This window comes from Bacillus infantis NRRL B-14911, from assembly GCF_000473245.1.
GTDB classification, from domain to species: Bacteria; Bacillota; Bacilli; order Bacillales; family Cytobacillaceae; genus Bacillus_AB; species Bacillus_AB infantis.
In genome coordinates, this window is the sequence record NC_022524.1 from 4,593,679 (window position 1) to 4,620,188 (window position 26,510).

The following is a 26,510-nucleotide window of genomic DNA, read 5'->3' on the forward strand; positions in this document are numbered from 1 at the left end:
CTAAGCCTGGACTGCCTCCAGGCCGGAGAAAGCCTTAAGCCTTTCCAGGTCGCCCCGCTTCACAAGGAAAAGGAAGACCCTCATATTGAGAGGCAGAAGCTTTTCCGTTTTATCATCTACCCAGCTGTTTAAAAATCGGTTCAGTTCACTGAGCCACAGGAATTTTTCATCGAGACTCATTTGAGAGCCGGCAAACAGGATGCTTCTTCCGGTTGTCAGCTCTTTCTTTAAGTACTTTGCCTTTAACAGATTGCGTTTCTTTTTATTGTCTGCGTATCGGTGGATGACCTTCACCGATTCTTCCAGCGTCTTATAATAGTCCCTCGGCTGGACCTGGATGACGCTCGCATGCTGCTTATCTTTATGATTGACCACATAATAGCATGGATAATCCGCTACGATTGAAATGCCGCGTGCCAGGACATAGGCCTTTACCATGAATGGCTGGTCCTCTGCTGTGCAGATTCCTACCGGGAAGGTAATATCATTTTCAAGCAGAAAGCGGCGGCGGAACATTTTTGTAGGGCCGATCGCTTCGAGCACATTTGATTCATACACATTGGTGAACGGCTCGTTTGCTGCAAACATTGACTTGGCCACCCATCTCCCATTCACGCCTGTAAATTTTCCTACAATAATGTCAGAATGATTATCATTCCCCATCTTGTACATCCGCTCCAGCGCCTCCGGACCCAGATAATCATCCGCATCCACGAAAAAGATAAACTCTCCCCGGGCTTGTTTCATAATTGTATTGCGCGGGGCGCCCGGCCCTCCTGTATTCTCCTGATGGATGACATTGATGTTCGGATGGGAGCTTGCATAGCTGTCCAGCACTTGTCCGGAACTGTCGGTCGACCCGTCATTCACCATGATGATCTCAATGCTCTCCTGTTCCATTGACTGGTTCAGGATTGAATCCAGGCAGATGCTGATATGATTGGCAGAGTTGTAGACCGGAATCCCGACAGTTACTTTGATTTGGCTCATATGGGCCTCCCCCTTTACTATATATGTATAGTTTTTTACATCTTTTCCCTGTTAAAGTATTTTTTCAAACAGGAATTTTACGGAAACAAAAAAAACCCGAAAAAAATCGGGCTTCTCCTTATTCGCTGCCTGTGACAAGCGGGCATTCTGAATCGCTGGCCCATTCATTCATGGAGCCGTCGTAAACAGCGACATTCTTTTGCCCAAGCTTGTTAAGTATCAAGGCATTCCAGGTGGCCGCTATTCCGCCTCCACAATAAGTGATGACCTTCTTGCCGGGATCAAGGGCGCCCGTTTTTTCAAATGTCTCCCTAAGAACTTTGTCAGAGAATAATTCCTTCGTTTTTTCATTTGCATGAACACCGAAGAACACATTCTTACTCCCGGGTATATGTCCTTTGCGCGGATAGGTCTCCGTTTCGCCCCTGAAATCCTCGGGGGACAGGCTATTGATCAGGACGATGCTTTCATCATTCATCGCCTTTTTGACATCCTCTTTCGTAGCGATGAGCTCGTCCCTTCGCTCTCCTGTAAACACCGCAGCAGGATAATGCCCGGGTTCTGTGGAAATTGGGCGGCCCTCTTCCTTCCACTTGGTCAGCCCTCCATCCAGGACTGCGATATTGTCATAGCCCTCATAGCGAAGCTGCCAGGCAAGCCTTGAGGCCCAGTAAGCAGCGGCAACAGGGCTTCCGACCAATGCATTGCCCTGGTCATAGATCACCGCATAGGTGCCGTCCCCTACTCCCAGCCTGCTGATCTGAGCTAAGAACTGTTCCCTTGGAGGAACTGTGAATGGCATCTCTGCTTCCTGATCTGACAATTCATTCATCAGGTCGGCAAAGACGGCACCGGGGATATGCCCCCCGTTATATTCATCCCTGCCGGACCAGGCTCCAACCTCACCGCTATCTTCCGGGATTTTCAAAAAAGCGGTAGCATCAATGATTCTCAGGCTCGGGTCTCCCATCCTTTCGGCCAGCCATTCAGTTGAGACAAATAAAGGAATAGTATCCATAATAGCTCCCCTTTCTCTTCGTTAGCTTCCTGCATAAGTTTACCCCTGCAGACGGAAGCAAACACATTTATTAAACAGAAAAATGGCCTGTATATGGGCAGAAACTCCTGCTGGCAAGGGCGCAGCCTGAGTTGTGGAGATAAAAAAAGGACCTACTTTTTAGGCAGGTCCAAGGCTTGATAGGCAGTCTGATATTTTCCCCCGTCTGCAACCTCTGCGTGGTACAAGGCTTTTAGAGCGAAGTTTTTTTCAAGCATATGCTCTTTTTCGAGCTCTTTTAAACGCAGCTGCAGTTCTTTGTTCTGCTTGACCAGCTGCTTCATTTGCGATTTCAGAAATTTCATGGTCTGAGCTCCTTTTGCCGGATATGTCTGGCAAGTATAGCACAGGGTGGCGTAAATGAGAAACGCAGCTTGGCAGCTTATTTCTTTTTCGCATGCTTTCTCATGTCAAAGGCTACAGCGACAATAATAATGGCGCCTTTGACGATGAACTGGATATAAGGGCTGACGCCAAGGAAAGCGAGTCCGTAGTTGATGATCTGGAAAATCAGTACGCCGGTGATGACGCCCGGCACGGTGCCGATCCCGCCGGACAGGGATACCCCGCCGACCACACAGGCCGCAATGGCATCGAGCTCATACATATTTCCTGTATTATTTGTAGCACTTCCTACACGCCCGGCTTCAAGGGTGCCGGAGAATCCGTAGAGAAGGCCTGCGATCAGGTAGATCAGGATGATATTCCTTGCGACGTTGACGCCTGAAACCTTTGCTGCCTCAGGATTTCCGCCGATTGCGTACATATTTTTCCCAAGCTGGGTCTTGTTCCAAATCACCCAGATGATGATGGAAACAATAGCCGCATAAATGACAAGGTATGGCAGTTCATACTGGCCGATCGGGATTCCCCGCTGGGCGAATGTTGTAAAGCTCTGGCTCAGTCCGCCGATCGGCTGGGCACCGTATGGCGGGCGGTCAAAGTAGATCGAAGTGACACCGTATACGCCAATCATCATGCCAAGGGTGGCAATGAACGGGGGCACATGGAACTTGGAAACAATAACACCGTTCAGTGCCCCGAACAGGCCTGTAACCGCCATGGCGATCAGAATCGGTACGATGATCGGCAGCTCAGCAAGATTCGGGTACATTTTATAAGCATAATCCGAAGCCTGCAGCATCGATGCTGACACAACAGCGGCGAGGCCGACAAGCCTTCCCGCTGACAGGTCTGTCCCGGCAGTAATCAGAATGCCTGCTACCCCGAGGGCAATGATGATCCTGGATGAAGACTGGCTCAGGATATTGATAAAGTTCGTGATTGATAGAAAGTCAGGTGACGCGATGATGATCCCGATGACAAGCAGGACCAGAACGACATATATGACATTGTCGACGAGCCACTTGGCTGCATCGAATCTTTTTTCCGCTTTGTTCATGTGTGTTTCCTCCTAGTACATCGCAGCGAGCCGCATGATTTCTTCCTGCGAGGCTTCTGCAGTATCCAGTATCCCAGCCAGCTTCCCGTTGCTCATGACCATGATCCGGTCGCTCACGCCCAGCAGCTCCGGCATTTCGGATGAAATGAAAATGATCCCCTTGCCTTCTGCTGCCAGTTCGCTGATCAGCTGGTATATTTCAAATTTAGCCCCGACATCGATTCCCCGCGTCGGTTCATCCAGCAGCAGGATTTCAGGCCTTGTGAGGAGCCAGCGGCCGATGATGACCTTCTGCTGATTCCCTCCGGACAAAGAGCCGATGGAAGTTTTCTGTGACGGTGTCCGGACATTCATAGAATCTATGACCCATTTCGTATCCTCCGCCACCTTGCCGTCCGAAAGAAAGATGCCTTTTCGGTATTTCTTCAGATTGGCAATGATAGAGTTGAAGCTGATGCTCAATTCCGGGAAGATGCCGGTAGATCTTCTTTCCTCTGTAACAAGTGCAAAGCCGTTCTTGATGGCATGCTGCGGTGAATGGTTCTGGACTTCCTTGCCATGAAGCTCAACCTTTCCTGACTTCACGCCCCTCATGCCGAACAGGGCTTCCACCACCTCGGTCCGCTTTGATCCGACCAGCCCGGCGATGCCAAGGATTTCTCCCTTCCTCAGTTCGAAGCCGATATCAGAGAAAGAATGCTTTGCTTCTGCTGTGAGGCCGGAAACCTTTAAAATGACCTCTCCCGGCTTGTTCACCTTTTCCGGGAAGCGCTGTGACAGATCACGTCCGACCATGAGGCGGATGATTTCATCCGTTGTCAGCTCCTCGGCGCTCTTTGTCGCGATATACTGTCCATCGCGCATGATCGTCACTTCGTCGGATATCTGGAGGATTTCCTCCATTTTGTGGGATATATAGATGATGGCTACATTTTCGCTTTGCAGCTTTTTAATGATTTTAAATAAATGATTCACTTCTTTTTCTGTCAGTGAAGAGGTCGGTTCGTCCATGACAATGATTTTGGACTGATAGGAAACCGCCTTGGCAATTTCAACCATCTGCATCTCCGAGACGGAGAGCGAACTTACCTTGCTGGACGGATCAATCCGGATATCCAGGCTTTTAAAAATGGCTGCCGTATCTTCATACATCTTCTTCTCATCAATGAAGATGCCTTTCTTCGGGTAGCGGCCAAGCCAGATATTATCCATGACATTCTGCTGGCGCACCTGATTGAGCTCCTGGTGGACCATGGAGACCCCGCTCTCCAGCGCCTGCTTCGAGCTGGCAAAGGCTACCTCCCGGCCTTCGAGGAGGATCTGTCCCTCGTCCATTGAATAGATGCCGAAAAGGCATTTCATCAAAGTTGATTTGCCTGCTCCATTTTCCCCCATCAGCGCATGCACTGTCCCTGCCCTTACCTTAAGGGAGACGTTGTTCAGGGCGATGACCCCGGGGAATCTTTTTGTTAGATTTTTCATTTCCAGCAGCACTGCTCCGTTTGTTTCCGGCATGAGTGCACCTCCTTGCTTGCCCTTCTGCATGTGCCGGCACTGCCTGTTATGGCTGTTTCAAACTGCCGGCTTATTTTTGGAAAACAATGAGAGACCCGCACAGCAAGCCCCCCATTGTTGGAAAAACTCTTTTTATCTATTGTTCTGCTGCCATCAAATTGAGGCGCAGTTCTTACTTGTAAGCATTCTTGCCGACGTCGATATTATCTTTCGTCACTTCTACGTAAGGAACGCGGACGGCTTTGGCTTCGTCAAGCTCCCATTCTGTTCCGTCAAGCACGTCTTTGCCATTTGCAGCGTTGACCGCAAGCTGGACGGTCGCTTTCCCTTGGTTCTGTGCATCATTCAGGACTGTTCCGACCATTTTGCCGTTTTCGATCATATCCAATGCTTCCGGAATAGCGTCGACGCCTACGACAGGCATGAATTTATCTCCGGAGAAATAGCCTGCTTTTTCAAGAGAAGCAATTGCCCCGAGTGCCATGCCGTCATTGTTGGCGATGACGAATTCAATCTGGTCGCTGTATTTTGCCAGCCAGGCATCCATTTTTTCGGTTGCCTTCGTTGCATCCCACATACCTGTATCCATTGCCAGTTCTTCTGTTTCAATGCCGATGCCCTTGACTGTGTCAATTGCATATTTGGTGCGGGCTTCGGCATCCGGGTGGCCCGGCTCGCCTTTGAGGAGCACATATTGGATTTTGCCGTCTCCATTTTTATCCCATGCCGCTTCATTCGCTTCCCACTGCTTGGCAATCAGTTCACCCTGGATTACACCTGATTCGGAAGAAGTCGTCCCGACATAGTAAGCTTTGTCATAACCATTCATGACCGCTGCATCCGGCTCTTTATTGAAGAAGATAACCGGCAGGTCCTTTGCTTTTGCTTTATCAATAACGGTCTGTGCCGCTTTTGGATCAACCAGGTTGATGGCCAGAGACTTAGCTCCTTTGGCAATCAGTGTATCGACTTGCTCGATCTGCTTTGCCTGGTCGTTCTGGGAGTCATTGAGCATCAGGTTAGCCTGATCCTTTGCGGAATCCTCCATTGCGCGTCGTACATAGGACATGAAGTTATCATCAAATTTGTAGATGGTTGCGCCGACAGCCGGAAGGCCGTCTGCCTTGCCTGAATCCCCTGAACCGCCAGTTGAATCGCTGCTGCAGCCAGCAGCCAGCATGATGCTTGATGCAACCGTAAGTGATAAAAGCAAACCCTTTTTCTTTTTCGCCATTTTCCCAATCCCCTTTTGGTTTTAGTTTGTAAGCCCTTACAAACATAGTAGCAGGAGAGTAGGAGATTTATATTTGGAATAACTAGCATTAAATTGTGATTTTCTAGATTATTTTGTGAAAGCGTGTTCATGAGCGTGGGTTAGGATATTTCTGTTGAAGGTGCTATTTGGAAATAAGAAAGGCGTATGAATAGGCACAATACAAGGAGCCTTCCAGTTTGTAAGGAAAAGGTGTTATGGTAAGAACTCTCTCTTTACTTGAAGGCTCTTTTCGTAAAGATTAGCCTTTAATTATAACAATTAAAAATTTACATTTTATTGGAAACAGAACCTAATTTGAGTAGCCACCAATCCTTAAAATAAGCGGATAATTTCCGGTTAAGCTGCTGAATATGGCATGGATGGGTGTAAATAAGCGGAGGAATTCCGGTTAAGAGGAACGAAGTTGCCCATTTTCCTGTTTTTTGAATCAATAGACGGAATTTCTCCGCCTATTTGAGCTATTATTAAAGTTTTTTTGAAATTAGAGGGAATTCCTCCGCTTATTTTTCAACCTCAATGATTCTCTCATTCAGGTGCGAAAAGAGGCTGCTCTTTTATGACTGGACGGGGAAGAAACTGTTTTCTGAAAGAGTATCTTATCACATCTTATAAGGATGGCAAGATAGCAACAATCTATGCGAAAAGAGTCTACTTGTATGACCTAATTAGGAGGGTAATTGCCCAACTAATTTTAAAAACCTGGTGATTGGAGTGCAAGGCACGTAGACTCCTGCGGGATTGCAGCGGCAGAGCTGAGACCCCGCAGGAGGGACGACGAGGAGGCTCAGCGCCGCCCGCGGAAAGCGAAGTGCCTGGAACGGAAATCACCAGCCCCATTTAAAAAATAGAACTAGTACTAAACTCACTTTTTCCAACAGAAAAGGACCCCTCATATGGAGATCCTTCAGCTTTCCTTGCGGTATTCGGTTGGCGATAGGCCGGTGTGCTTTTTGAAGACGCGGCTGAAGTAGTTGGGATCTTTGTAGCCGATGCTGTAGCAGATTTCCTTCAGGCTGAGGGAGCCTTCCTTGAGGAAATGCTTTGCCTTCCTGATCCGGACGTCGGTGACGAAATCGATGAAGGTCATCCCAAAGCGGTCTTTGAACAGCTTGGAAAAGTAGAACGGGCTCAAGTCTACATATTCAGCTGCCGACTCAAGGGTAAGCGCCTCGGCATAGTGGGCTTCGATATATTCCTTTGCTTTATAGAGCATATCTTTGGCATGGCTGTTCCGCCATGCCTGTACATGCCGGACTATGCGGAGGAGATGATTCTTGCCCTGCTCAAACAGGACCGCGCTGTCATGATAATCGCTGAGCTCGGGCACCTGCCTGTAATCAATGCCGAGTTCATAGAGCATTCTTGATACCAGCACAAACAGCTCTTGAAGAGACCTGCGGATGTCTGCCGTTTCCTGCGCTTCCTCAGCATGGCTGCCCATAAAGCCGGCAAAGGCGGACAGGACATGGTTCACATCCGCCTGGCGCACTGCTTCCAGCAGCTCTTTTTCTGCGTTATAGCCAGGCGGCGGGCTTCCTGCAGCTGTTTTCCCCTGCTTTTCCCCGAATAAATAAGACCGGCCGGGCAGCTGCTTGATCTTTTGAAGGGCCAAAGCGCTTTCGTGGTAGGATTTAGTCAGTTCCTGCGCGTCCTCGTACGGATGGCCGATTCCTGCTTTTAATTCCGCTTCTCCGAATTTCTTGGAGAATCTGGCAAGGAGGGCATCCAGTACGGTTTGGGACTTGGATTTGAAATGCAGTTTTTCAGCCGGTTTTTGACAAAGGAATAATACAGGGACCTGATCTTCAACGAGAGGCCCGACCATTGCCTGCTGATGCTCAGGCAGGCTGGCGAGTGTTTCTTTCAGCCAGCTGTACCACTCTTTTTTCCGGTCCTCTGAAGCTTCCCTGCCAGGCTTTGGCTGGTAGCTGAACAGCATGATATAGCCTGAGAGGATCTCCTTGCCCAATAGCCTGCCCCAGCTTTCAAAGGTGATATCCTGCACCTGGTTCATCATCAGGGAAGCGACCCATTCTTTTTGGGCAATGGACACCGCTTTTTCAAGGTTTTCCTTCAGGCTCCGTTCTTCTTCCATTTTCCGGCGCTCTTCCATGATTTCACCGGCCGCGCTTTCAAAGGCTGCGGTAATGTCCGCCTTTGAGCTCGGCTTCAGGATATATTGCTTTACCCCCTGCTGCATCACCTTCTTGGCATATTCGAAGGTATCAAAAGCCGAAACCATGATGAATCTCGTTTCCGGCCTGATTTTCCGGATTTCCCGGACAGCTTCGATTCCGTCCACGCCCGGCATCTTAATGTCCATAAATATAATATCCGGCTCATGCTTTACTGCCATTTCAATCGCAATCCGTCCATTGGCTGCTTCCCCTACCACTTCGGCATGATTGAATGAGCTGCGGATCATTTTGGCTACGGCCTTTCTCTCCAATACCTCATCATCAACGACCAGTACTTTGAGCAAGCTTTTCTCCCCCTTTTGCCATGGCTGGGATCACCAGCCTGAAAGTTGTTCCCTTCCCCGGCCCTGATTCGATCTCCACGACATTCCTTTTCTGATAAAACAACTGCAGCCTCTTCATGACATTCCTGACTCCGATGCCTGTCGAATGCCCGCTTGGCGGCTCCTTAGGCACAGTCTCTTCCAGCCCCTCTGCATAGGCCAGCAGCCTTCTTTTTGCTTTCGGGTCCATCCCGGGGCCGTTATCGCTGACTTCTACATGAATCTCCTCACCTTTGCGAATGATGTCCAGGCGGATAATGCCATTTTCTTCGTACTCTTCCACCCCGTGTATGAAGGCATTTTCAATTAAAGGCTGGAGGGTCAGTCCCGGTATTTCAATGTCCAGGCAGTCTTCCTCAATGTCAGTGACAAAGCGGATGCGGTCTCCAAAGCGCGTCTGCTGGATATAAAAATACTCCTTGACCACCCTGACCTCTTCCCGGAGAGTCGAAGCTTTGTCCAGATCCCCCAGGTTGTAGCGGAGGAGGGCGACGGATTCAATGAGGCGCGAGGTTTCTTCGGCATCTTCCAGATATGCCATTTTAGATATCGTATTCAGTGTATTGAACAGAAAATGCGGATTGATCTGATTCTGGAGACTCCTAAGCTCCAGCTCCTTCAGCAGTTTGTCCAATTCTGACTTCTGCTTGATTTCGATGACCAGTGTCCTGAGGTTTTTCCTCATCTGATTAAAGGTATCTGTCAGCAGCTTGAGTTCATCCTTGGCCGCCACTTTGATTTCTTCGCCTTCCAGATTCCCTTTTGCAATCTGCCTCGCCGCCTCTGAAAGCTTGGAGATTGGCTTGGTGATCCCTCCTGATATCCAGAAGGCCAGCAGCGTGCTTAAAAAGAAGGCTGCGGCAAAGAGGGACAGGGAAAGCATTTTATAATAGTGATTCTGCTGCTCCATCTGTCTGTAGAAGGAGCGGTAGTCGGTCAATTTATTGTTTAGCAGGGCAAGCGTATTTTCCTGGAGAAAACCGCCGATCTTGAGCACCTCATTCAGATGGCCCGAATAGGTGTTGATTTCATCCCGCTGGAAGGCTTCGAGTGAGGCATCTGCTTCCTCCAGAAAGCTGTCGATCATGTTTTTATAGTTAACGAGCGTCATATCGCTGGTATCCATAATCTCATAGAGCCTTTTCTGGTCATCTACAAGCTTCGTCTTTTCCTGCTCATATTGGAGCAGATAGGTATGGTCCTTATCTGTGATATAGGCCTTCAGCTTCTCGGTCACCAAATCGGTACGCTGTGAGATATCATTAAGAAGCAGGAATCTCTCAAAGCTGTTGTCATATTCGGTGACCAGTTTTTCGCTGGCTTTATAGAAAAACAGGCCGACAGAAGTCAGGAGGGCGACGAGGACAATAAAATATAAGAGCAGCTTTGACCTTATCCGGAACAGCATATTAGTGGACCTCCCTGATTTGTTCCTGGCTGCTGATCGGCAGGTCTGCTTTTCTCAGAATCTTTGTATCCGTATGGACAAGAGGCGGAACCTCCCTGCCTTCAAGCAGGTCAATCATCATCCTGACAGACTTATAGCCCATCTCGAACGGCTCCTGAACGACCGTTCCCTGGATGGTGCCATTCTTCATATAGTCAAGGGTTTCAGGAAGCGTGTCGAAGCCCATGACGTAAATATCCCCCTGCCTCTGCATCATTTCCACCACCTGGGCGATCCCGATGGCATCAAGAGCACTGGTTCCGTAGAAAGCGGTTACATTCGGATGCTCTTTTAAGATTTGATACGCCTTTTCTGCCGCCTTTACTCTGCTGATCTCGGATTCTTCCACATCAATGATGCGGATGTTCTTTTCGCTTCCGACTGCAGCCTTAAAGCCGTTTACCCGCTGGATCTGGTGGTTTGCATAGAAATTGCCGGTGATGATGGCGACTTCAGCCTTTCCGTTCAGATCTTTCACAAGCGCCCTTCCGGCCAGATAGCCGGCATAATAATTATCAGTGCCGATATAGGCAACGCGCTCACTGTTGGCTGCATCTGTATCAATGGTGATAACAGGGGTTTTCCCGACCACTTTATTGATGAGGGGCGTGAACTGCTCATCACTCAGACCCTGTGTGATGATGCCATCAACCTTAGAAGCAGCTGCCTTTTCAATGGTTTCCAGATGTTCGTCAATGCTGGCCTGATTCGGACCGGCATATTCAAGGACAACACCTGCTTCCTCCGCAGCCTTCCTGGCCCCTTTTTCAACAAGCCTCCAGTACTCATTATCCAATTCCTCCGGCACAAGCACAAAGTGATAGCGGTAATCCTCAAGCTTGCCGGGTTCCTGGGGAACATGATGGGCAATTACTTTATATCCATAGAAAACTGCCATCGTACAGCTGATGACAAAAAAGAAGCTTAGAGATGTATAGGCAAACACTGACCATTTGCTCATGGCAGACAACCCTCTTTTTTAAATGGTAGATTGATAGGAACAATGACCGAAGCCAAAGCCATGCTTTAGCGAATAGGAATATTATAACGCCTCTTTTCAAAAGGTGGTATAATTTTCAGAATTCAAGACAGGATTTCTATGAATAAAAGATCTTCTGGAGGAAGTCTGCGCTATAATAGAATTATTCAAATTCTGGGAAAAACGTACAGGTGAGAAGAATGAATAAGCATCCTGCATCAAATTATGTGCTCCAAGCCAGGAGCAATGAATTTTACTGGGAAGGAGGCGGCCAGCTGTCGGTCAAAACCTTTCGGAACGGCCGTGCCCGGTATAAAAAAGGTCCCGGAACTTATGCTGTGGAGGAAGGACGCTATCTGCTTTTGAATGAAGGGGATTATGCCCTTTCGATTGAGGAGGCACACCCGGTCGAGTCATTTTGTGTATTTTTCCGGGACGGGTTCGCAGGGGAGGTGCTGCAGTCGCTCACAGCTGATCCTGACAGGCTTCTCAGCGACCCCTTCCGCCCTGCCTGTGATGAGGGATTCTTTGAGAGGACATACCAGCCCGGAGCGGGTTTGAGCGGCCGGCTTGCGGGATTGCAGGAGGCACATCTGCTTTCGGAAGATCCGGCTGCCTATGAAGAGCTGTTTTACCCGCTTATGCAGGAGATTCTCCTTGAACAGTCATATGCAAGAAGGGAAGCCTCAGCTATCAGTGCCGAGAAGCGTTCAACACGAGAGGAACTCTATAAGCGCCTGATGACAGCCAATGAATATATAAGGGCCTGCTATGCAAGCCCGGTTACATTAGATGAGCTTTCAAGAATCGCCTGCCTTTCGCCTAATCATCTGCTCAGGTCTTATACAGGACTCTTCGGCAGGACGCCTCATCAGCATCTGGCAGAGTTCCGCATCAGAAAGGCGAAGGATATGCTGGAAAAAGAGGAGTGGAATATGACGGATATCAGCTTTGCAGTGGGCTTTCAGACCCCCTCCTCTTTCAGCAAAATGTTCAGGAAGCATACAGGGTTATCCCCCCTCCAGCACCGGAAAAAGGTGAGATTGGACAAGAATGAGACTGGTTTTTCGACTATGCTGGAGAAGAAGAAAAGTTAAGGAGTGATAGACATGCAGGAAATCCAGAAAATCAGCCAGATCGGCATCCCGGTCAAAAATATGGAAAGAGCAGTCCCATTTTACCGGGATGTACTGGGGCTTCCCCTCTTATTCAGCATGGAGACAATGGCATTCTTTGAATGCGGCGGACAGCGCCTGATGCTGAGCCTGCCGGAAAAGGAAGAGTTTGCCCATCCAAGCTCAGTCCTTTATTTCCAGGTGGAGGATATCCGCAAAGCCTGCAGGGAGCTTGCTGAAAAAGGAGCAGGCTTCACAGGCGATCCGCACATGGTCGCCAAAATGGGGGATACCGAGACATGGATGGCGTTTTTCCAGGATACTGAAGGAAATACACATGCCTTGATGAGCGACATTCCGGCCCAGCAATAAACCCGCCTTTTATGGCGGGCTTTTCTTTTTTTAGCGGATCCGGGATTTTCTGAAGGCGTGGTACACCTCTATCGCACCAAAGACAATGATAGAGACAATGCCGCCCCAGAGAACCCAATGTTCAAGGCGGAGCGAAGCATGGAAGAGTTCATCCATATAACCAGTAAAGTCCTTGTTCCAAACAGCGGAATTGCTGAAGATGAGGATAAAAGCTGCTAAGGATATGGCCTGTGAGGCAGCTGTCAAGATCGCTAGCCCCTTCGTCCACTGTCCCTTCATCCATTTAAACAAAATCAATACGAGCTCCAGAAAGACGGCAGCCATTACAATTGGCCAATAGGAATTCAGGATGTCCTGCTGGAATACCGGTATCCTGAATTCCAATCCGGCGCCGCCTTGTTCATACAGTCCGATGATCCTATCGGCATTGAAATACAGGGCGGCGAAAATAATGGTCATGATCAGGCCAGCGATTGGCTCATGCTTCGGAATCCTTTTTTCCCTGCTGATCTGCGGGACATTTTTCAGGTCGTCCGGGGTCCATTTTTGCAGGCTGTCTGTTACAGGCTCCTGATTGTTTCCTTTGTCAGTCCGTTCGATGACGGCAAACACCAGTGTCAGCCAGAATAGCGTTTGGATGCCGGCGCCGAGCATCCCCCAAATGCCCGTTCCAAAAACGGCGAGAATAATATCAAGCGCAGATTCCCCGGTGTTCCGGGCCATGATTTCGACAGCTGCATTTGCTAGGAATGCGATAACTGCCGCGATGGGCAGAATCAGCTTGATGAGATGCACGTATACATCGAAATACCGCGGGCCGATCAGGTGCATTGGCCGGTCCATGTAATTTGCCGCCAGCCGTGCAGGGCTGCCAAGCTTTGCGAGCACCTCCTTTACATCTTTTTCTCCATAATCATCCGGAAGCATATCCTCGATTGTCGAACAAAGCTCCAGTCCGATATCCTCCCGCTTCCCTTCTGGAAGGCGGCGAGCAACCTCTTGAATGTAAAGCTCAATCAGGTTCATCCTTTCCATCTCCTTTCAGCAGGCCGCGAAGGTCCTGTGTGCTCCGCTCCCACTCTTTTTTCAGCTCTTTGTAAACCTCTGTCCCGTAATCGCTCAGCACATAGTAGCGCCGCGGCCTGCTTTCGCTCGTATCCCAGCTGCTTGTGACAAGCTCCTGCTTTTCCAGTCTTCTCAGGAGCGGGTACAGAGTGCTCTGCTCGATCGCAATGCCGCCCTCCTCCAGCCTCTGCACCAGCGAATAGCCGTATTGAGGCGTATCCAGCTGGCTGAGCACCGCAAGCGTCAATGTCCCCCTCCGCAATTCCGTCATTAAACTGTTCAGCAATGAATCCATCAGCTTCACCTCATTGATCTCATGTATTTCTGGGTTGTTTGCTATATGTCATACAGTATACTACATACTATGCGATATACACTATTGTTGATCACATAATATTTGTTTTTTTAAAACTGAAGCACCTGCCCATACCTTTTTTAGCGGAATTGCTATAATCAGGGAGACAGCGGCAAATCATATAACCAGCATAAAGGTATTGAAATGCTGGAAATGGTCCGCGGCACTAAGCGGTTTTCCAATGGCCTTTTGACCTTATCGGAGAGAGTCCGGCCGATTTTTCCAATACAGTCTTCGCTATTTCCCATACAGGGAATATAAAAGATGCAGAGTATTTAAGATCCAGGATTGAGAGCCGGTACCATCGTCAACTATATGTGGGCGCGGCGAAGGGCACCTATGCCGGCAAGGGCGGGAGCATCATTTCATTTGTATAAAAATTTTTGGAACGGAGTGAGCATATGAAAATTGGCATCATCGGCCTTGGGGATATTGCTAAAAAGGCATATCTGCCTGTATTGTCGGAACAGGAAAAGATTGAACTTGTGCTTTGTACAAGAAATGCGGAGACGCTCAATCTGCTTGCAGATAAGTACAGAATCAGGGAAACGGCGGGCACTGTTGAGGAGCTGATTGCTGCAGGGGCTGAGGCAGCCATTGTCAGCACCGCGACCGAGGCACATTTTGAAATTGCCCAAAAACTGCTTTTGCATGACATCCATGTATACATAGACAAACCGGTTTCCATGAACTTGGAAGAAACCGAAAGGATTGTCAGTCTGGCAAAAGAAAAAGGCAAAATTGCCATGACAGGCTTTAACCGCCGCTTCATTCCAAGGGTAAGGGAGCTGAAGGAGCATGGCCGGGCAAACCTTATTCTGATGCAGAAGAACCGCTTTTCCTCCCCTGACGCTGTAAGGCGATTCGTGGTGGAAGACTTCATCCATGTTGTTGACACACTGCGCTTCCTCATGGATGAGCCGGTCAAGGATGTTACTGTCCAGTCAAAAGGATCAGGCGGAAAGCTGGACCACCTCATCGTTCAGCTGATCGGGGAAAGCAGCACGGCGGTCGGCATCATGAACCGCAATGGAGGGGTTACTGAGGAAATCATCGAGTACAGCACCGGCCAGGATAAGTTTGTGGTCAATGCCCTTGTCGAAACGGTCCACTATCATGACAAAAGCATTCAGGTGACCAAATTCGGCGACTGGGAGCCCACCCTCTACAAACGCGGCTTCTACCAGCTGATCGGCCATTTCCTCGACTCGGTCCGGCAGAATAAAACTCCGGATCCCTCCATCGAAGACTCGCTCATCACCCATCAGATCTGCGAGGAGATTGTCAGGCAGATTGATCCGGAGGCTTGAGCAGGATGAAGGGACAGGTTTCTTGTCCCCATATTTGAATGACAATGAATAAAAGGAAAGCCGGAGACATCAGTTTCCGGCTTTTTGTGCCGGCCACGATATAAGCCGCCTGGAGAATTTCTGGTTTGTTCCGGGTGCAGCAAGGGAACGAGCAGTATAGAAACTATAGAGAAAGAGGGGTTTGCAATGAAGCATTACGCAAGATTTGGCCTGATGATCGCCGTTTCAACGATCATTATGTTCGGACTTATGTATTTGAATGTTTTTCAGCTCGATCATATTTTTTACAGCGAGACACGGGTGTATATGGCGCTGATCATGGGATCGGCCATGGCCATTGTCATGCTGCTGTTCATGTGGAAAATGTACAAAAATAAGCAGCTGAATTATATGATTTTAGCGGGAAGCGCCCTCGTATTCGCGGTTTCCCTCTGGCTCGTCCGCAGCCAGGCTACCATCGATGACACCGCATGGATGAAAGCGATGATCCCCCACCACTCCATCGCCATCCTGACGAGTGAACGCGCCGGCATTTCCGATCCGAGGGTCAAGAAGCTCTCTGAGGATATCATTGAAGCGCAGCGCAGGGAAATTGAGGAGATGAAGAAGCTGATTGAGGATTTGGAGGAGAAGGAATAAATGGCAGGCAATTTGCCGCCCGGCCATTGAAACTCTCCCCGGTACAAAAAACTGGCTCCTTCCGCCATGGAAGGAGCCTTTCTGTGTGCTTATGCCAGTACGCCTTCTTTATATTTCTTTTCAAGGGTTGGCCAGTATTCTTTATTAGCTTCAATAAGGTCATCCAGCACTTTTTTCGCCACGAAAGCGGATGGGATGGTTTTATTCAGAGTGAAGGCCTGCAATGCTTTTTCATATGAGCCTTCTGTGATGGCTTCTACCAGGATCTTCTCGGAAGCAAGCTGCTGCTCGATCATCGCTTTGTGGAAGTATGGGATCTCTCCCACATATTCAGCGACCGGTCCTTTATTGGTGATCAGTGCAGGCACTTCGATCATGGCGTCTGCCGGAAGATTTGGGATGGTGCCGTTGTTTTCCACCATAACCAGATAGCGATTAGCGAGGTTTTTCGCGATTGAAACGGTAACGTCGACGATAAAGATGCCATGTACGCCAACGTGGAAGGCATCTTCAAGCACACCGGTTTCCTCAAACTTGCGCACTGTTTCGAACAGTGATTTTTCCCGGCCTTCCATGACCTCATTGGCACGTGTATGCTCCTTGTTGGAGTTCTCAACGATATAGTCAGGCAGCAGATAGTACTGCAGATAAGGATTTGGCAGGTAATCAGGGAACATATCCATGATTGGCTTGATATTCTTGAACGTCTTGATCCATGATGAATCAGCATGTCGGTAGTCAATCTTGGAGATGTCCTCAGTCAGCAGTCCGTACTTGCTGACATGCTCGCGAAGCTCCGGCAGACGGTCAACACCGTCAACTTCTACCTTCGTGAACCACCCGAAATGATTGAGCCCAAAATAATCCACATTCAAGTCTTCCCTGCCGACTCCAAGGATCCCTGCCATATTGCGCATGGTTGCAACAGGCATATCGCAAATATTGACGACCTTTGCATTCGGGCGCAGCTTGCGCACTCCCTCAGCAACGATGGAAGCAGGGTTGGAGTAGTTGACAATCCAGCATGAATCTTTTGCGTATTTTTCAACATAATCAATGAGTTCGACCATCGGGAAAATTGTCCTTAAGCCATATGCCAGTCCGCCTGGCCCGCATGTTTCCTGGCCAACAACGTTATGGGATAATGGAATTTTTTCGTCCAGCTCCCTCATTGCATATTTGCCGACCCTCATTTGGGCAAAAACAAAGTCTGCATCTTCAAAGGCTGTTTCCGGATCGGTTGTATCAATCACCTTAATTTGATCTGTATATTCAGCAATAACCGCTTTGGCTGCCACAACAACCTTTGATTGCCTCTCTCCATCAATATCATAGAAGCGAATTTCCGACAATGGCAGATCTTCCAAGCGATCCATCAGGCTTCTGACAATTCCCGGTGTATACGTGCTTCCTCCGCCTGCAATAGCCAATTTATAAGTAGTCATGGTTAAATTCCCCCTAAGTTTTGATCAACAGATTCTCGGACCGTTTTTACATTTAATCCGTACACAACCTGAACGTTATTCCCTGACTTTATGACACCTTTTGAACCTGTTTCCTTCAGCAGGCCTTCATCCACCTTGCCGGGGTCCTTCAGGACAAGTCTTAGACGTGTATAGCAGTTATCAACATTTTCAATATTTTCTGTGCCGCCCAAAGCCGCGATGATCGTTTCACCCATCGCAGATGCATTTCCAGCTGCTGCTTCTCTTTTAGCCTGCACAGGCTGTCCTTCTGCTGCAGTGTCTTCCTCGCGTCCCGGTGTCTTCAGATCCAGCTTTACAATCAGGAAGCGGAAGATGACAAAGTAAGCAGCGAACATGATCAGTCCGACCAGGATAAACATCGGCCAGTTGGATTTTTCTGTGCCAAGAGGCAGGTTGTAAAGCAGGAAGTCAATAACGCCATTGGCACCGATTGCATGGACATCAAATATATGCAAGAGCATGATCCCTACTCCAGCCAGGACGGCATGGATGGCAAACAGGATCGGAGCCGTAAATAAGAATGCAAATTCAATCGGTTCGGTAACACCCAAAAGGAAGGAAGTGAATGCAGCCGGCACAAGGATTGCCTTCGCAACCGCTCTCTTCTTCTTGTCGGCAGCCATGTACATGGCCAGGGCAGCCCCCATCAGGCCGAACATTTTGCTCAAGCCGCGGGCATCCCAGTTAACGGTATCGCTAAGCACCTTTACAGATGAATCAGCCATTTCAGCAAAGTAGATATTCCTTGCACCATGGACAATTTCCCCGGCAATTGACTGTGTGCCGCCAAGCTCTGTATACAGGAATGGAGTGTAGACGAGGTGGTGGAGTCCAGTCGGGATTAGAATCCTTTCCAGGAAGCCGTAGATCAGGAAGCCGAATGCCCCCATGCTCTTGATGCCGTTGGCCAAATTGGTGATTCCATTCTGGACAATCGGCCAGAATTCTGCTGCAAAGGCACCAAGGAGCATCGCAGTCGGGATGGCCAGTATGGCCACAAAGCGGTGTCCGGAATAGATGGACATCACACCCTTGAATTCTGTGCTGGAATATTTATTATGCAGGACACCAACCAGGGCTCCGATGAGGATTCCTGAGAATACCCCCATCTCCAGCACCTGAACGTTCAGCACCATCCCTTGTCCGGCCATTTGCATTTCCTCAGCCGGCACCAGGCGGTCAGATAGCTTCAGCACCTGATTCATAGCGTTGATGAATATAACGAAAGTGACAAGACCGGTTAAGGCCGCATAGCCTTTATCCTTTTTTGCCAGCCCGATTGGAATCCCGACCGCAAAAATCAGCGCCAGGTTCTGCAGGATCGAAACAGCGGAAGAAGAAATGAACTTTCCGATGTTCTGGATCACCGGGTGGTCGAGGAACGGAATATATTGTGCGAGATTTCCGTTTCCAAACACGTTCCCGAACGCAATATATAGGCCAATGATTGGCAGTATTAAAATAGGAGCAAACATGGATTTACCAAAAAGCTGAAGACCATTTACAACCTTTTTCATATGCAACTTCCTTTCCATCGATCAAAAGCTGTCGTTTACAATTCAAAGTATAAGCATGGGCCAAATTTATGAAAAGGCTTTCTCAGGATTCTGTACTATGTGAACAAAAAACGTAACATGTTACATGTTGCGTTCAGGGGATGTTCGGGGTGAAGGCCTGGTCTTGTAAGGGGAAATAGGGAAGTCCGTTTCTTATCAGGCGCGGTCTTTACGATACTTGAAATTGGCATATTATCTCGTATTCCAATGTGGACTTCCCTGTAAAAGAATCTATCAGCATTTGCAGTTCATTCGGTGCCCCCTGCTTCGCTTTTCCTCAATACTCCTTGATGATTCCCTTTTTAATCGCCAGAATGAGGATAATATCAATCATCATGAACATATTGGATTCATAGGAGGTTACCTGAAACTCCTGCTGGGATTCGATCGTCGGGTCAAGGACGGAAAAGACGATATCTGCAAGATTGGCAGTTGTGCTGCGGCTGTTGCCTGTAAAAAGGACGGTCCTGATTCCTTTATCCTTGGCAATCTTCATTTTTTCTATGACCTTGCCAGTCTCGCCTGAACGGGAAAAGACAATCATGACGTCATACTTTTGGATATTGTTGAAAAAGATGGCCCGGCTGTCGCTTGTGGAGGCATTGGATACATAATAGCCAAACAGCTCCAGCTTTTTTGAAAGATAATTGGAAAACAGGGTAGAAAAGCCCGCCCCATAAAAATAAATCTTGCTGCTTTTCTCTATTTCAGCCAGGAATGCCTGGATGCTGTTCTCATCAAGAGCTTCAAAGCTGGAATTAAAATTGCGGACGAATTCCTGCCTTGATTCCTCCAGGGGCGAATGGATCTCAACAACCGACCCGTGGTCGGAATCATGCGCATTCTTGATCTTAAGCCCTAAATTAAAAATAAACTCGCTATAGCCGCTGAAGCCAAGCTTCTTGCAGAGCCTCATGATGGAGGTGGTTGAAACATACAGTTCATCAGCCGCGTTTCGGATGCTCAAAGGCTTGTCCTCAAATTTCCTTTTTATCAGAAAGGAAAGGATGTCCATCTCCGACTGGCTCAAATCACGGTCACTGGCATAATCGAAAAAGATCTTCTCTGATTTCTCCATTTTCACTCTTCCCTCTTGTTGGTTTTCGCACTGTATCTTTGCTTTTATTATCTCACAAAAACAGTTCAGTTATGGCAGTCAGGGTCTGTATTGCTGATATCTGAGTCATCGGCCTTGATGATAACTTTTCAGAAAATTTATAATTAATTATCTTTGGCTCTTGTTTCCGGGAGGCTTAGATTATATCCTAGTCTGTATAGCATTTTGCCATGGCTGGTTTTTGTCCTTTTTTCCCTATACATATTGCAGGGCCGGATTCAGGGGAAGTGCTTGAAGTGAAAATCCATTTAGAAGGAGAGATGCCCGTGGATAAGAAAGTGGCGAATAAGGTATTGATTGCAAGTTTGATAGGCAGTTCGATTGAGTGGTTTGATTATTTCCTGTACGGGACGGTGGCGGCGCTTGTTTTTAATCAGGTGATCTTCCACAGTGAAGATCCGGCGGTCGGCCTGCTGCTGGCGTATGCTTCATTTGCGCTGGCATTCTTCATTCGTCCGCTGGGCGGTGTGATTTTTGCCCATATCGGCGACAGGATCGGCAGGAAGAAAACGCTTGTCCTGACATTGTCGCTGATGGGGGGATCAACCGTTTTAATGGGGCTTTTGCCTACTTATGCTTCCATCGGGGTGGCAGCGCCAATCCTTTTGATTATCCTTCGCCTGATCCAGGGCATCGGGCTTGGCGGCGAGTGGGGCGGAGCGCTCCTGCTTGCAGTGGAGTATGCGCCTAAAGAGAAGCGCGGCCTGTTCGGCAGCGTCCCGCAGATGGGCGTGACGATCGGAATGCTGCTCGGCACACTGGCATTATCCATCATGTCGCTGCTCCCGGAAGCGGCCTTCATGTCATGGGGCTGGCGCGTCCCTTTCATCCTTAGCGCCCTGCTCGTTATTTTCGGGCTGTGGATCCGCAAAGGGATCGATGAGACACCTTCTTTTAAGAAAGCCCAGGAAAAGGGTGAAATCGCAAAGGTTCCGTTCGTCGAAACAATGCGCACCCATTGGAAGGAAGTGCTGATTGCGGTTGGCGCCAAGGTAGTCGAAACCGCACCCTTTTATATTTTTTCAACCTTCATTGTTTCCTATGCGACCACCCAGCTCGGCTTTTCGAGGACAGTGACGCTCAACGCGGTCACCATTGCCACGATTGTCACAACCATCCTGATTCCGATCATGGGCGGCCTTTCTGATAAGATTGGCCGAAAGAAGCTGTATGTCGGAGGCACAATCTTAATGATGCTCTATGCTTTCCCTTATTTCTGGATGCTTCAGCAGGGATCTTCCCTGATGCTGATCGTTGCGACAGTCCTCGGCCTCGGTATCATTTGGGCCCCTATAACGGCTGTGCTCGGGACTATGTTCTCTGAGATTTTTAAATCGAATGTCCGCTATACCGGCATTTCCCTGGGCTACCAGATCGGGGCTGCCCTTGCCGGGGGAACCGCGCCGCTGATTGCGACCGCCCTGCTCCAGGCATATGACAACTCCTATGTCCCGGTTGCCCTTTATATTATGCTGACTGCTGCCATCTCTCTGGTTGCCGTGGCAAGCATCAAGGACCGGAACAACCAGGACTTGGACACCAGCACAGTGATCTCAGAAACCCCAAAGACAAACGCTACGCTTTAAAAAATGAAAAAGGAATTGCTGCGGCAGTTCCTTTTTTTCAGAAAGAGAGGAATTATGAATGCTTATTTTATCCGAAAAAGACATACGATCCTTTTATTCTATGAAAAATGCCCTCCAGGATATGAGGGAAGGCCTGATCCGGCAAACAGAAGCTGAAATCCTCAATCCGCACCGGACAGTCCTCGATATCCCCGAGCATGAAGCATCTGCCCTTTATATGCCGTGCGCCATGCCATCGGCTGGAAAATCCGTTGTCAAGGCTGTTACCATTTTCCCGCACAACCCTTCCATCGGCAAGAAAACGACCCAGGGGGTGATTTTATTAAGTGATGCCAGGAATGGCGATCACCTTGCCCTTTTGAACGCCTCCTATCTGACAAGCCTGCGGACCGGGGCGATCAGCGGGGTGGCAACTGCGCATCTGGCGCGGGAGGATGCCCGGACTGTTGCTGTCATCGGCTGCGGGGCAATGGCAGAGGAACAGCTGCAGGCCGTCCTTGAAGTCAGGGAGATTTCCAGTGTTATCCTTTATAACCGCACGACAGATAAGGCCCATCGGTTTGCCGGGAAAATTAAAGATCTCTGCCCGGACTTTGACGGGACAATCACAATCTCCGGCGATGCTGACAGTGCCGCTGCCGAAGCGGATATCATTATCTGCGCCACCCGCTCTTCCACTCCTGTTTTTTCAGGGAAAGCTCTTAATCCTGGCACCCATATCAACGGTGTCGGCTCTTATCAGCCTCATATGCAGGAAGTCGGCGAGGAGACGCTGCTGAAATGCTCTAAAATTGTAGCTGATACGATTGAGGGCGTAAAAGAAGAGGCTGGCGATTTGATCATTCCGGCAAATTCAGGGACCTGGAGCTTTGATCAGCTGCACGGTGAACTCGGGGAGCTCGCAGCAGGGCTGATTTCCGGCAGGGAAAATGATCAGGAAATCACCTTTTTCAAATCGGTTGGCACAGCCTATTTCGACCTGGCCATTGCCAGTGCTGTCTATCAGAAAGCACTCGAACTCGGAGCAGGTACCGAGGTGGAAATATAGCAAAGAGAGGGACGGGCTTACCGTCCCTCTTTCGGCTGAGCCAGGGGGTCTGTCCCCTTGGCTCCCTGCCGCAGCACCGAGTGGATGGCCTGCTGGATTTCTTTGTATCCGGTGCATCTGCAGATATTGGATTGGAGCCATTCTGTTATGGTTTCTTCGTCTGCATGCAGGTCTGTCCGGGCGAGGGCGTGGGCATTCATGATGAAGCCTGATGTGCAATAGCCGCATTGGAATGCGAAGTGTTCGACGAATGCTTTCTGGATCGGGGCATTCTTCAGCCCCTCAATTGTCTGGATTCTTTTACCCTCTCCTTCAACCGCCAGCATCAGGCAGGATTTGATCGGGATATCATCAGCCAGTATGGTGCATGCCCCGCAGTCGCCGTTCAGGCAGCCCGGCTTTGAACCAGTCAGGCCCAGGCGCACCCGCAGCACATATAATAGAGTGTCTGCAGGCCTCGCGGTCAGCTCCATTTCCTCTCCGTTCACAATAAGCATCAGCCGCTTAGAGCTGGTCATTGCCTCTCACCCTCTAACTGTTGAATGCAATCGGTTATGGTGTTCCTTAATACAAATAATCTGTACTCTTTCGACCCCTCTACATCATCCAGGACGGGCTGCGGCAGATAGGCGAGAGCTCTTTCAGCCCGTTCGGCGGCTGTCAGCGCCCTGTCATTCAGTATCATTTCCACTTCCCGGGAACGGAACGGGAAAGGACAGACGCCGCTGAAGGCCATCCGGATTTCTCCTTCCTTCAGAAGTGCGGCTGCCGTTACGAGCGGGTAGCCTGTGTCCCACTGTTTTCTCCTTTTGATGCTCACGTACGGCAGATCCCTGTACTTTTTTTCAACCAGTATGGAAAAGAGGAATTCTCCTTCTTTAAGCCTGATTTCCTGTTCAAATACGTGATGGATCGGATGGTAAACAAGCCCTTCTGTTCCGGCGATCCCGAGCAGGCAGTCTGAGAGCAGCAGCGGCAGGACGGCTTCCCGGTAAAAAAACTGGCCGCAGATATTGCCGGCGAGTGTAATTTTATTGCGTGACGTCCTGTCGGCGATTTCGCCTGCCGTCTTTGCAAGCAGCGGGAATAAGCCCGATTCCGCAATGGCTGTCAGGGTTGCCCCTCCCCCAAAAATCAGATAATGCTCATCCTCTCCCAAGCACTGATATCCTTCAATTCCTCTCAGATCAATGACGGCATTCGTATAAACAAGATTGAGCCTTCCCAATGTAATCAGCTCTGTAAGCCCGGAAAAATAAGAAGGCTTTTTCCCGCTGCTTCTATTTTCATAGTATTGCCTGACTGCCTCCTCAATGGACTGCGGCTTGCTGTATTGGAAGTCAAAAGGAATCATCGCTTTACCCCGCTGACTTTTCTCCACAATGTTTCAGGCAGGAGAGGAAGAGTATCAAGCTGGACACCGATGGCGAGGGATAGGGCATTCCCAAGCGCGGCAGGCATGCCGATGAGTCCGTGCTCGCCGGCTCCTCTGGCTCCATAAGGACCCGCAAGGTGAGGCGTTTCCACAAATTCAGTGATATATTCCGGCTCTTCTCCATAATGGAGCGGGCGGTAGGTTCGAAGCTGCGGATTCAAGATTCTTCCCTCCCGATCAAACACAAAAGATTCCCTGGCAGCAAAAGCGATTCCCATATTCATCGCTCCCATCACCTGGCCAAGGGCCCCTTTTTCATTTAAGACCTTTCCGATATCCATGACCGTATAGGCTTTCAGAATCCTGTATGTCAGGTCCCTTTTATCAAGCTCCACCTCAACCCCCTGGGCGGCCACCGTCCATTCCGGCCCAGGGTCCCCGGCACCTGTTTCAGGGTCAAGATAGGATACGAGAGGTGGTGTGTAATACCCGGCAGCAATGATCTGGCCCCCTATCGTATGGCCATTCGGATATGTGTAGCCATAGGCCAGCTCCCTTATGTCCAGCCCAATATGGGGACGGTCCGTTATGAATACTCTTCCGCCGGCAGTCTCAAGATCAACTGAAGGAACCTGCAATACGCAGGATGCCAGGTCCTTCAATTGCCTGATGGCATCATCCGCGGCTGCCAGGACTGCCTTGCCTGCCATATGGACTCCCTGGCTCCCGACCGTTTTCCAATGCTCAGGCACGGTCTGGGTATCAACAGCCATATTTACATGAATCTGATCGGCATTCATTTTCAGCCGGTCAGCCAGCATCTGGGCAAGCACGGTTTTCGTCCCGGTCCCAATCTCCACCACGCCTGACATCAGGTTGATGCTCCCATCCGGATTGAAAGTCAGGATCACTCCTGAAGTGGCATCCGTATCAAAGGTCGATGTTTTCCACACACAGCAGACGCCTTTTGCGCGGATGGTCCTGTCTCCCGTTTCAGACAGCTGCCCTTCATCCCATTTCATCAAGTACTTTAACCGTTCGATGCACAGAGGCAGATTCCCGATCCGGCTCGGGCTGAGGACTACCTGTGTCGGTGTGGCATCGCCTGCCTTGATACTATTTTTCAAGCGCAGCTCCAGCGGGTCCATGGCCAGTTTTTCAGCCAGCACATCCATTGTCCGTTCAAAGGCGAAGTGGACCTCGCTGTGGCTGTAGCCCCTGTAAGCGCCAGGATACGGATGATTGGTATAGATGCAGTAGGAGTTGCAGTAGATGTGATCGATCTTGTACGGCCCGGTGCAGTCGACCACAGCTGCGCGTGTGATATCAACCGATTTATCGGAATAGGCGCCGCCGTCAAAGAAGAATTCGATTTCAGCCGCTTTGAGGATGCCGTCCCTTGTGGCCCCGATCCTTACGGTTGCTTCAAGCCCAATATGGACCGGAGAGGTGATCATATCCTCTTCTCTTGTATTGAGCAGTTTGACGGGCCTGCCGCCGACTGCAAGGGAAGCCAGATAGGCGATGACCTCCAGCTGCACCGAGGCTTTCCCCCCGTATGCCCCGCCTACAAGCGGTGTGTGGACGATCACTCTTCCGGCAGGGATGCCGAAATACCATTCCATCAGTTTTTTTATCGCAAAAGGAGCCTGGCTAGAGGCTGTGAAAATCACCTCGCCATCTCCACGGATTTCAGCTGTGGCACAGCGGGTCTCCATGGCCGCATGGTCAGAGGGCGGGAAGGAGATTGAAAACTTTGCCTCCACTTCGCTCTCCCTGAAGCCCTGCTCAATATTTCCTTTGCGGATTTTGTCCATGGTGGCGATATTGGTGCCTGGCACCGGATAGACCCGCTCCCTTTTCTCATAGCTTCCTAGGTTCTCATGGACGAGCGGGGCATCGCTTCTAAGGGCTTCCCTTGGTGAGTGGACGGCAGGAAGCGGCCTGTACTCAGCCTTGATCGCGTCCACCCCCTTTTTTGCGTTAAGCGGTGTATCTGCCACAACGACCGCTACAGGCTCCCCATGGTATCTCACCCTTTTATAGGCGATCGGCGGCCTGTCTTTGATTTCTTCCCCGGCAAGCGGAAAGGGTTCATCGCCTAATACTGCTTTTACACCAGGGATCTTCTTTGCATCCGAGAAGTCGATGGAGACGATATCGGCATGGGCATGCGGACTGATGAGCATCTTGGCATGCAGCGTCCCTGTCTGCTGATAATCATTGGTATACTTCGCTTTGCCTGTCACTTTATCATAGGCTTCCTTGCGTATGACACTTTTTCCGATATAGTCCAAC

General features: G+C 49.5%; 23 protein-coding genes. 6 read left to right on the forward strand and 17 right to left on the reverse strand.

The annotated features are described in order from the left end of the window. From N288_RS22645 to N288_RS22685, 9 genes are all read right to left on the reverse strand, one after another. Positions 1 to 990, reverse strand: coding sequence for a glycosyltransferase family 2 protein (locus tag N288_RS22645; RefSeq protein ID WP_009794394.1), 990 nt, complete (start codon positions 988 to 990; stop codon positions 1 to 3). Positions 991 to 1,108: 118 nt separating this feature from the next. Beyond that, positions 1,109 to 2,008, reverse strand: a complete 900-nt coding sequence (locus tag N288_RS22650) for a sulfurtransferase (RefSeq protein ID WP_009794396.1) — start codon at positions 2,006 to 2,008, stop codon at positions 1,109 to 1,111. Between the two features lie 152 nt (positions 2,009 to 2,160). Continuing rightward, positions 2,161 to 2,352 (reverse strand): hypothetical protein, encoded by a 192-nt coding sequence (locus N288_RS22655; RefSeq protein ID WP_009794397.1) that lies wholly within the window; start codon positions 2,350 to 2,352, stop codon positions 2,161 to 2,163. Between the two features lie 77 nt (positions 2,353 to 2,429). After that, positions 2,430 to 3,449, reverse strand: a complete 1,020-nt coding sequence (gene mglC, locus N288_RS22660) for a galactose/methyl galactoside ABC transporter permease MglC (RefSeq protein WP_009794398.1) — start codon at positions 3,447 to 3,449, stop codon at positions 2,430 to 2,432. Positions 3,450 to 3,461: 12 nt separating this feature from the next. Continuing rightward, complete coding sequence (mglA, locus tag N288_RS22665; protein ID WP_022544534.1) at positions 3,462 to 4,964, reverse strand: galactose/methyl galactoside ABC transporter ATP-binding protein MglA; 1,503 nt, start codon at positions 4,962 to 4,964, stop codon at positions 3,462 to 3,464. Between the two features lie 172 nt (positions 4,965 to 5,136). Next, positions 5,137 to 6,198 (reverse strand): galactose/glucose ABC transporter substrate-binding protein MglB, encoded by a 1,062-nt coding sequence (gene mglB, locus N288_RS22670; RefSeq protein ID WP_009794400.1) that lies wholly within the window; start codon positions 6,196 to 6,198, stop codon positions 5,137 to 5,139. 946 nt (positions 6,199 to 7,144) lie between these two features. After that, on the reverse strand, positions 7,145 to 8,722 hold the full coding sequence (locus tag N288_RS22675) for a response regulator (RefSeq protein ID WP_009794401.1): 1,578 nt from the start codon (positions 8,720 to 8,722) through the stop codon (positions 7,145 to 7,147). After that, entirely contained in the window at positions 8,700 to 10,169 is a 1,470-nt protein-coding gene (locus N288_RS22680) for a sensor histidine kinase (protein WP_022544536.1), read from the reverse strand. The genes N288_RS22675 and N288_RS22680 overlap by 23 nt, the downstream gene beginning before the upstream one ends. 1 nt (position 10,170) lies before the next feature. Further along, positions 10,171 to 11,169, reverse strand: coding sequence for a sugar-binding protein (locus N288_RS22685; protein WP_009794404.1), 999 nt, complete (start codon positions 11,167 to 11,169; stop codon positions 10,171 to 10,173). 218 nt (positions 11,170 to 11,387) lie between these two features. On the opposite strand from N288_RS22685, the gene N288_RS22690 reads away from it, so the two are divergent. Then, on the forward strand, positions 11,388 to 12,284 hold the full coding sequence (locus N288_RS22690) for an AraC family transcriptional regulator (protein WP_009794405.1): 897 nt from the start codon (positions 11,388 to 11,390) through the stop codon (positions 12,282 to 12,284). Positions 12,285 to 12,296: 12 nt separating this feature from the next. Continuing rightward, positions 12,297 to 12,674 (forward strand): VOC family protein, encoded by a 378-nt coding sequence (locus N288_RS22695; RefSeq protein ID WP_009794406.1) that lies wholly within the window; start codon positions 12,297 to 12,299, stop codon positions 12,672 to 12,674. A 30-nt stretch (positions 12,675 to 12,704) separates the two neighbouring features. Here N288_RS22695 and N288_RS22700 read toward each other — a convergent pair whose 3' ends face one another. Together N288_RS22700 and N288_RS22705 are read right to left on the reverse strand one after the other, a co-directional pair. Then, positions 12,705 to 13,700, reverse strand: coding sequence for an HAAS signaling domain-containing protein (locus tag N288_RS22700; RefSeq protein WP_022544537.1), 996 nt, complete (start codon positions 13,698 to 13,700; stop codon positions 12,705 to 12,707). Then, the gene (locus tag N288_RS22705) at positions 13,687 to 14,034 is read right to left on the reverse strand and encodes a PadR family transcriptional regulator (protein WP_022544538.1); all 348 of its coding nucleotides are present in this window, start codon (positions 14,032 to 14,034) and stop codon (positions 13,687 to 13,689) included. Before N288_RS22705 ends, N288_RS22700 begins: the two co-directional genes overlap by 14 nt. Before the next feature lie 461 nt (positions 14,035 to 14,495). Here N288_RS22705 and N288_RS22710 point away from each other — a divergent pair, with 461 nt between their 5' ends. Together N288_RS22710 and N288_RS22715 are read left to right on the forward strand one after the other, a co-directional pair. Beyond that, positions 14,496 to 15,404, forward strand: coding sequence for a Gfo/Idh/MocA family protein (locus N288_RS22710; protein WP_009794409.1), 909 nt, complete (start codon positions 14,496 to 14,498; stop codon positions 15,402 to 15,404). Positions 15,405 to 15,590: 186 nt separating this feature from the next. After that, positions 15,591 to 16,043, forward strand: coding sequence for a DUF305 domain-containing protein (locus tag N288_RS22715; RefSeq protein WP_009794410.1), 453 nt, complete (start codon positions 15,591 to 15,593; stop codon positions 16,041 to 16,043). Positions 16,044 to 16,132: 89 nt separating this feature from the next. Here the strand turns inward: N288_RS22715 and N288_RS22720 are convergent, their stop codons facing one another. From N288_RS22720 to N288_RS22730, 3 genes are all read right to left on the reverse strand, one after another. Next, positions 16,133 to 17,488, reverse strand: coding sequence for a 6-phospho-alpha-glucosidase (locus N288_RS22720; RefSeq protein ID WP_009794411.1), 1,356 nt, complete (start codon positions 17,486 to 17,488; stop codon positions 16,133 to 16,135). Between the two features lie 2 nt (positions 17,489 to 17,490). Continuing rightward, positions 17,491 to 19,047, reverse strand: a complete 1,557-nt coding sequence (locus N288_RS22725; protein WP_022544539.1) for a PTS transporter subunit EIIC — start codon at positions 19,045 to 19,047, stop codon at positions 17,491 to 17,493. Between the two features lie 316 nt (positions 19,048 to 19,363). Continuing rightward, positions 19,364 to 20,164 (reverse strand): MurR/RpiR family transcriptional regulator, encoded by an 801-nt coding sequence (locus N288_RS22730; RefSeq protein ID WP_009794413.1) that lies wholly within the window; start codon positions 20,162 to 20,164, stop codon positions 19,364 to 19,366. A gap of 299 nt (positions 20,165 to 20,463) precedes the next feature. Between N288_RS22730 and N288_RS22735 the strand changes: the two genes are divergently transcribed. Then, on the forward strand, positions 20,464 to 21,789 hold the full coding sequence (locus N288_RS22735; RefSeq protein WP_263625351.1) for an MFS transporter: 1,326 nt from the start codon (positions 20,464 to 20,466) through the stop codon (positions 21,787 to 21,789). 58 nt (positions 21,790 to 21,847) lie between these two features. Continuing rightward, the gene (locus N288_RS22740; RefSeq protein ID WP_022544540.1) at positions 21,848 to 22,837 is read left to right on the forward strand and encodes an ornithine cyclodeaminase family protein; all 990 of its coding nucleotides are present in this window, start codon (positions 21,848 to 21,850) and stop codon (positions 22,835 to 22,837) included. Positions 22,838 to 22,854: 17 nt separating this feature from the next. On the opposite strand, the gene N288_RS22745 is transcribed toward N288_RS22740, so the two are convergent. From N288_RS22745 to N288_RS22755, 3 genes are read right to left on the reverse strand one after another with little or no spacing between them, the layout of a single operon-like run. Beyond that, entirely contained in the window at positions 22,855 to 23,355 is a 501-nt protein-coding gene (locus N288_RS22745) for a (2Fe-2S)-binding protein (RefSeq protein ID WP_009794416.1), read from the reverse strand. Next, positions 23,352 to 24,191 (reverse strand): FAD binding domain-containing protein, encoded by an 840-nt coding sequence (locus tag N288_RS22750; protein ID WP_009794417.1) that lies wholly within the window; start codon positions 24,189 to 24,191, stop codon positions 23,352 to 23,354. The genes N288_RS22745 and N288_RS22750 overlap by 4 nt, the downstream gene beginning before the upstream one ends. Then, entirely contained in the window at positions 24,188 to 26,509 is a 2,322-nt protein-coding gene (locus tag N288_RS22755; protein ID WP_009794418.1) for a xanthine dehydrogenase family protein molybdopterin-binding subunit, read from the reverse strand. Before N288_RS22755 ends, N288_RS22750 begins: the two co-directional genes overlap by 4 nt. Position 26,510: the final 1 nt, after the last annotated feature.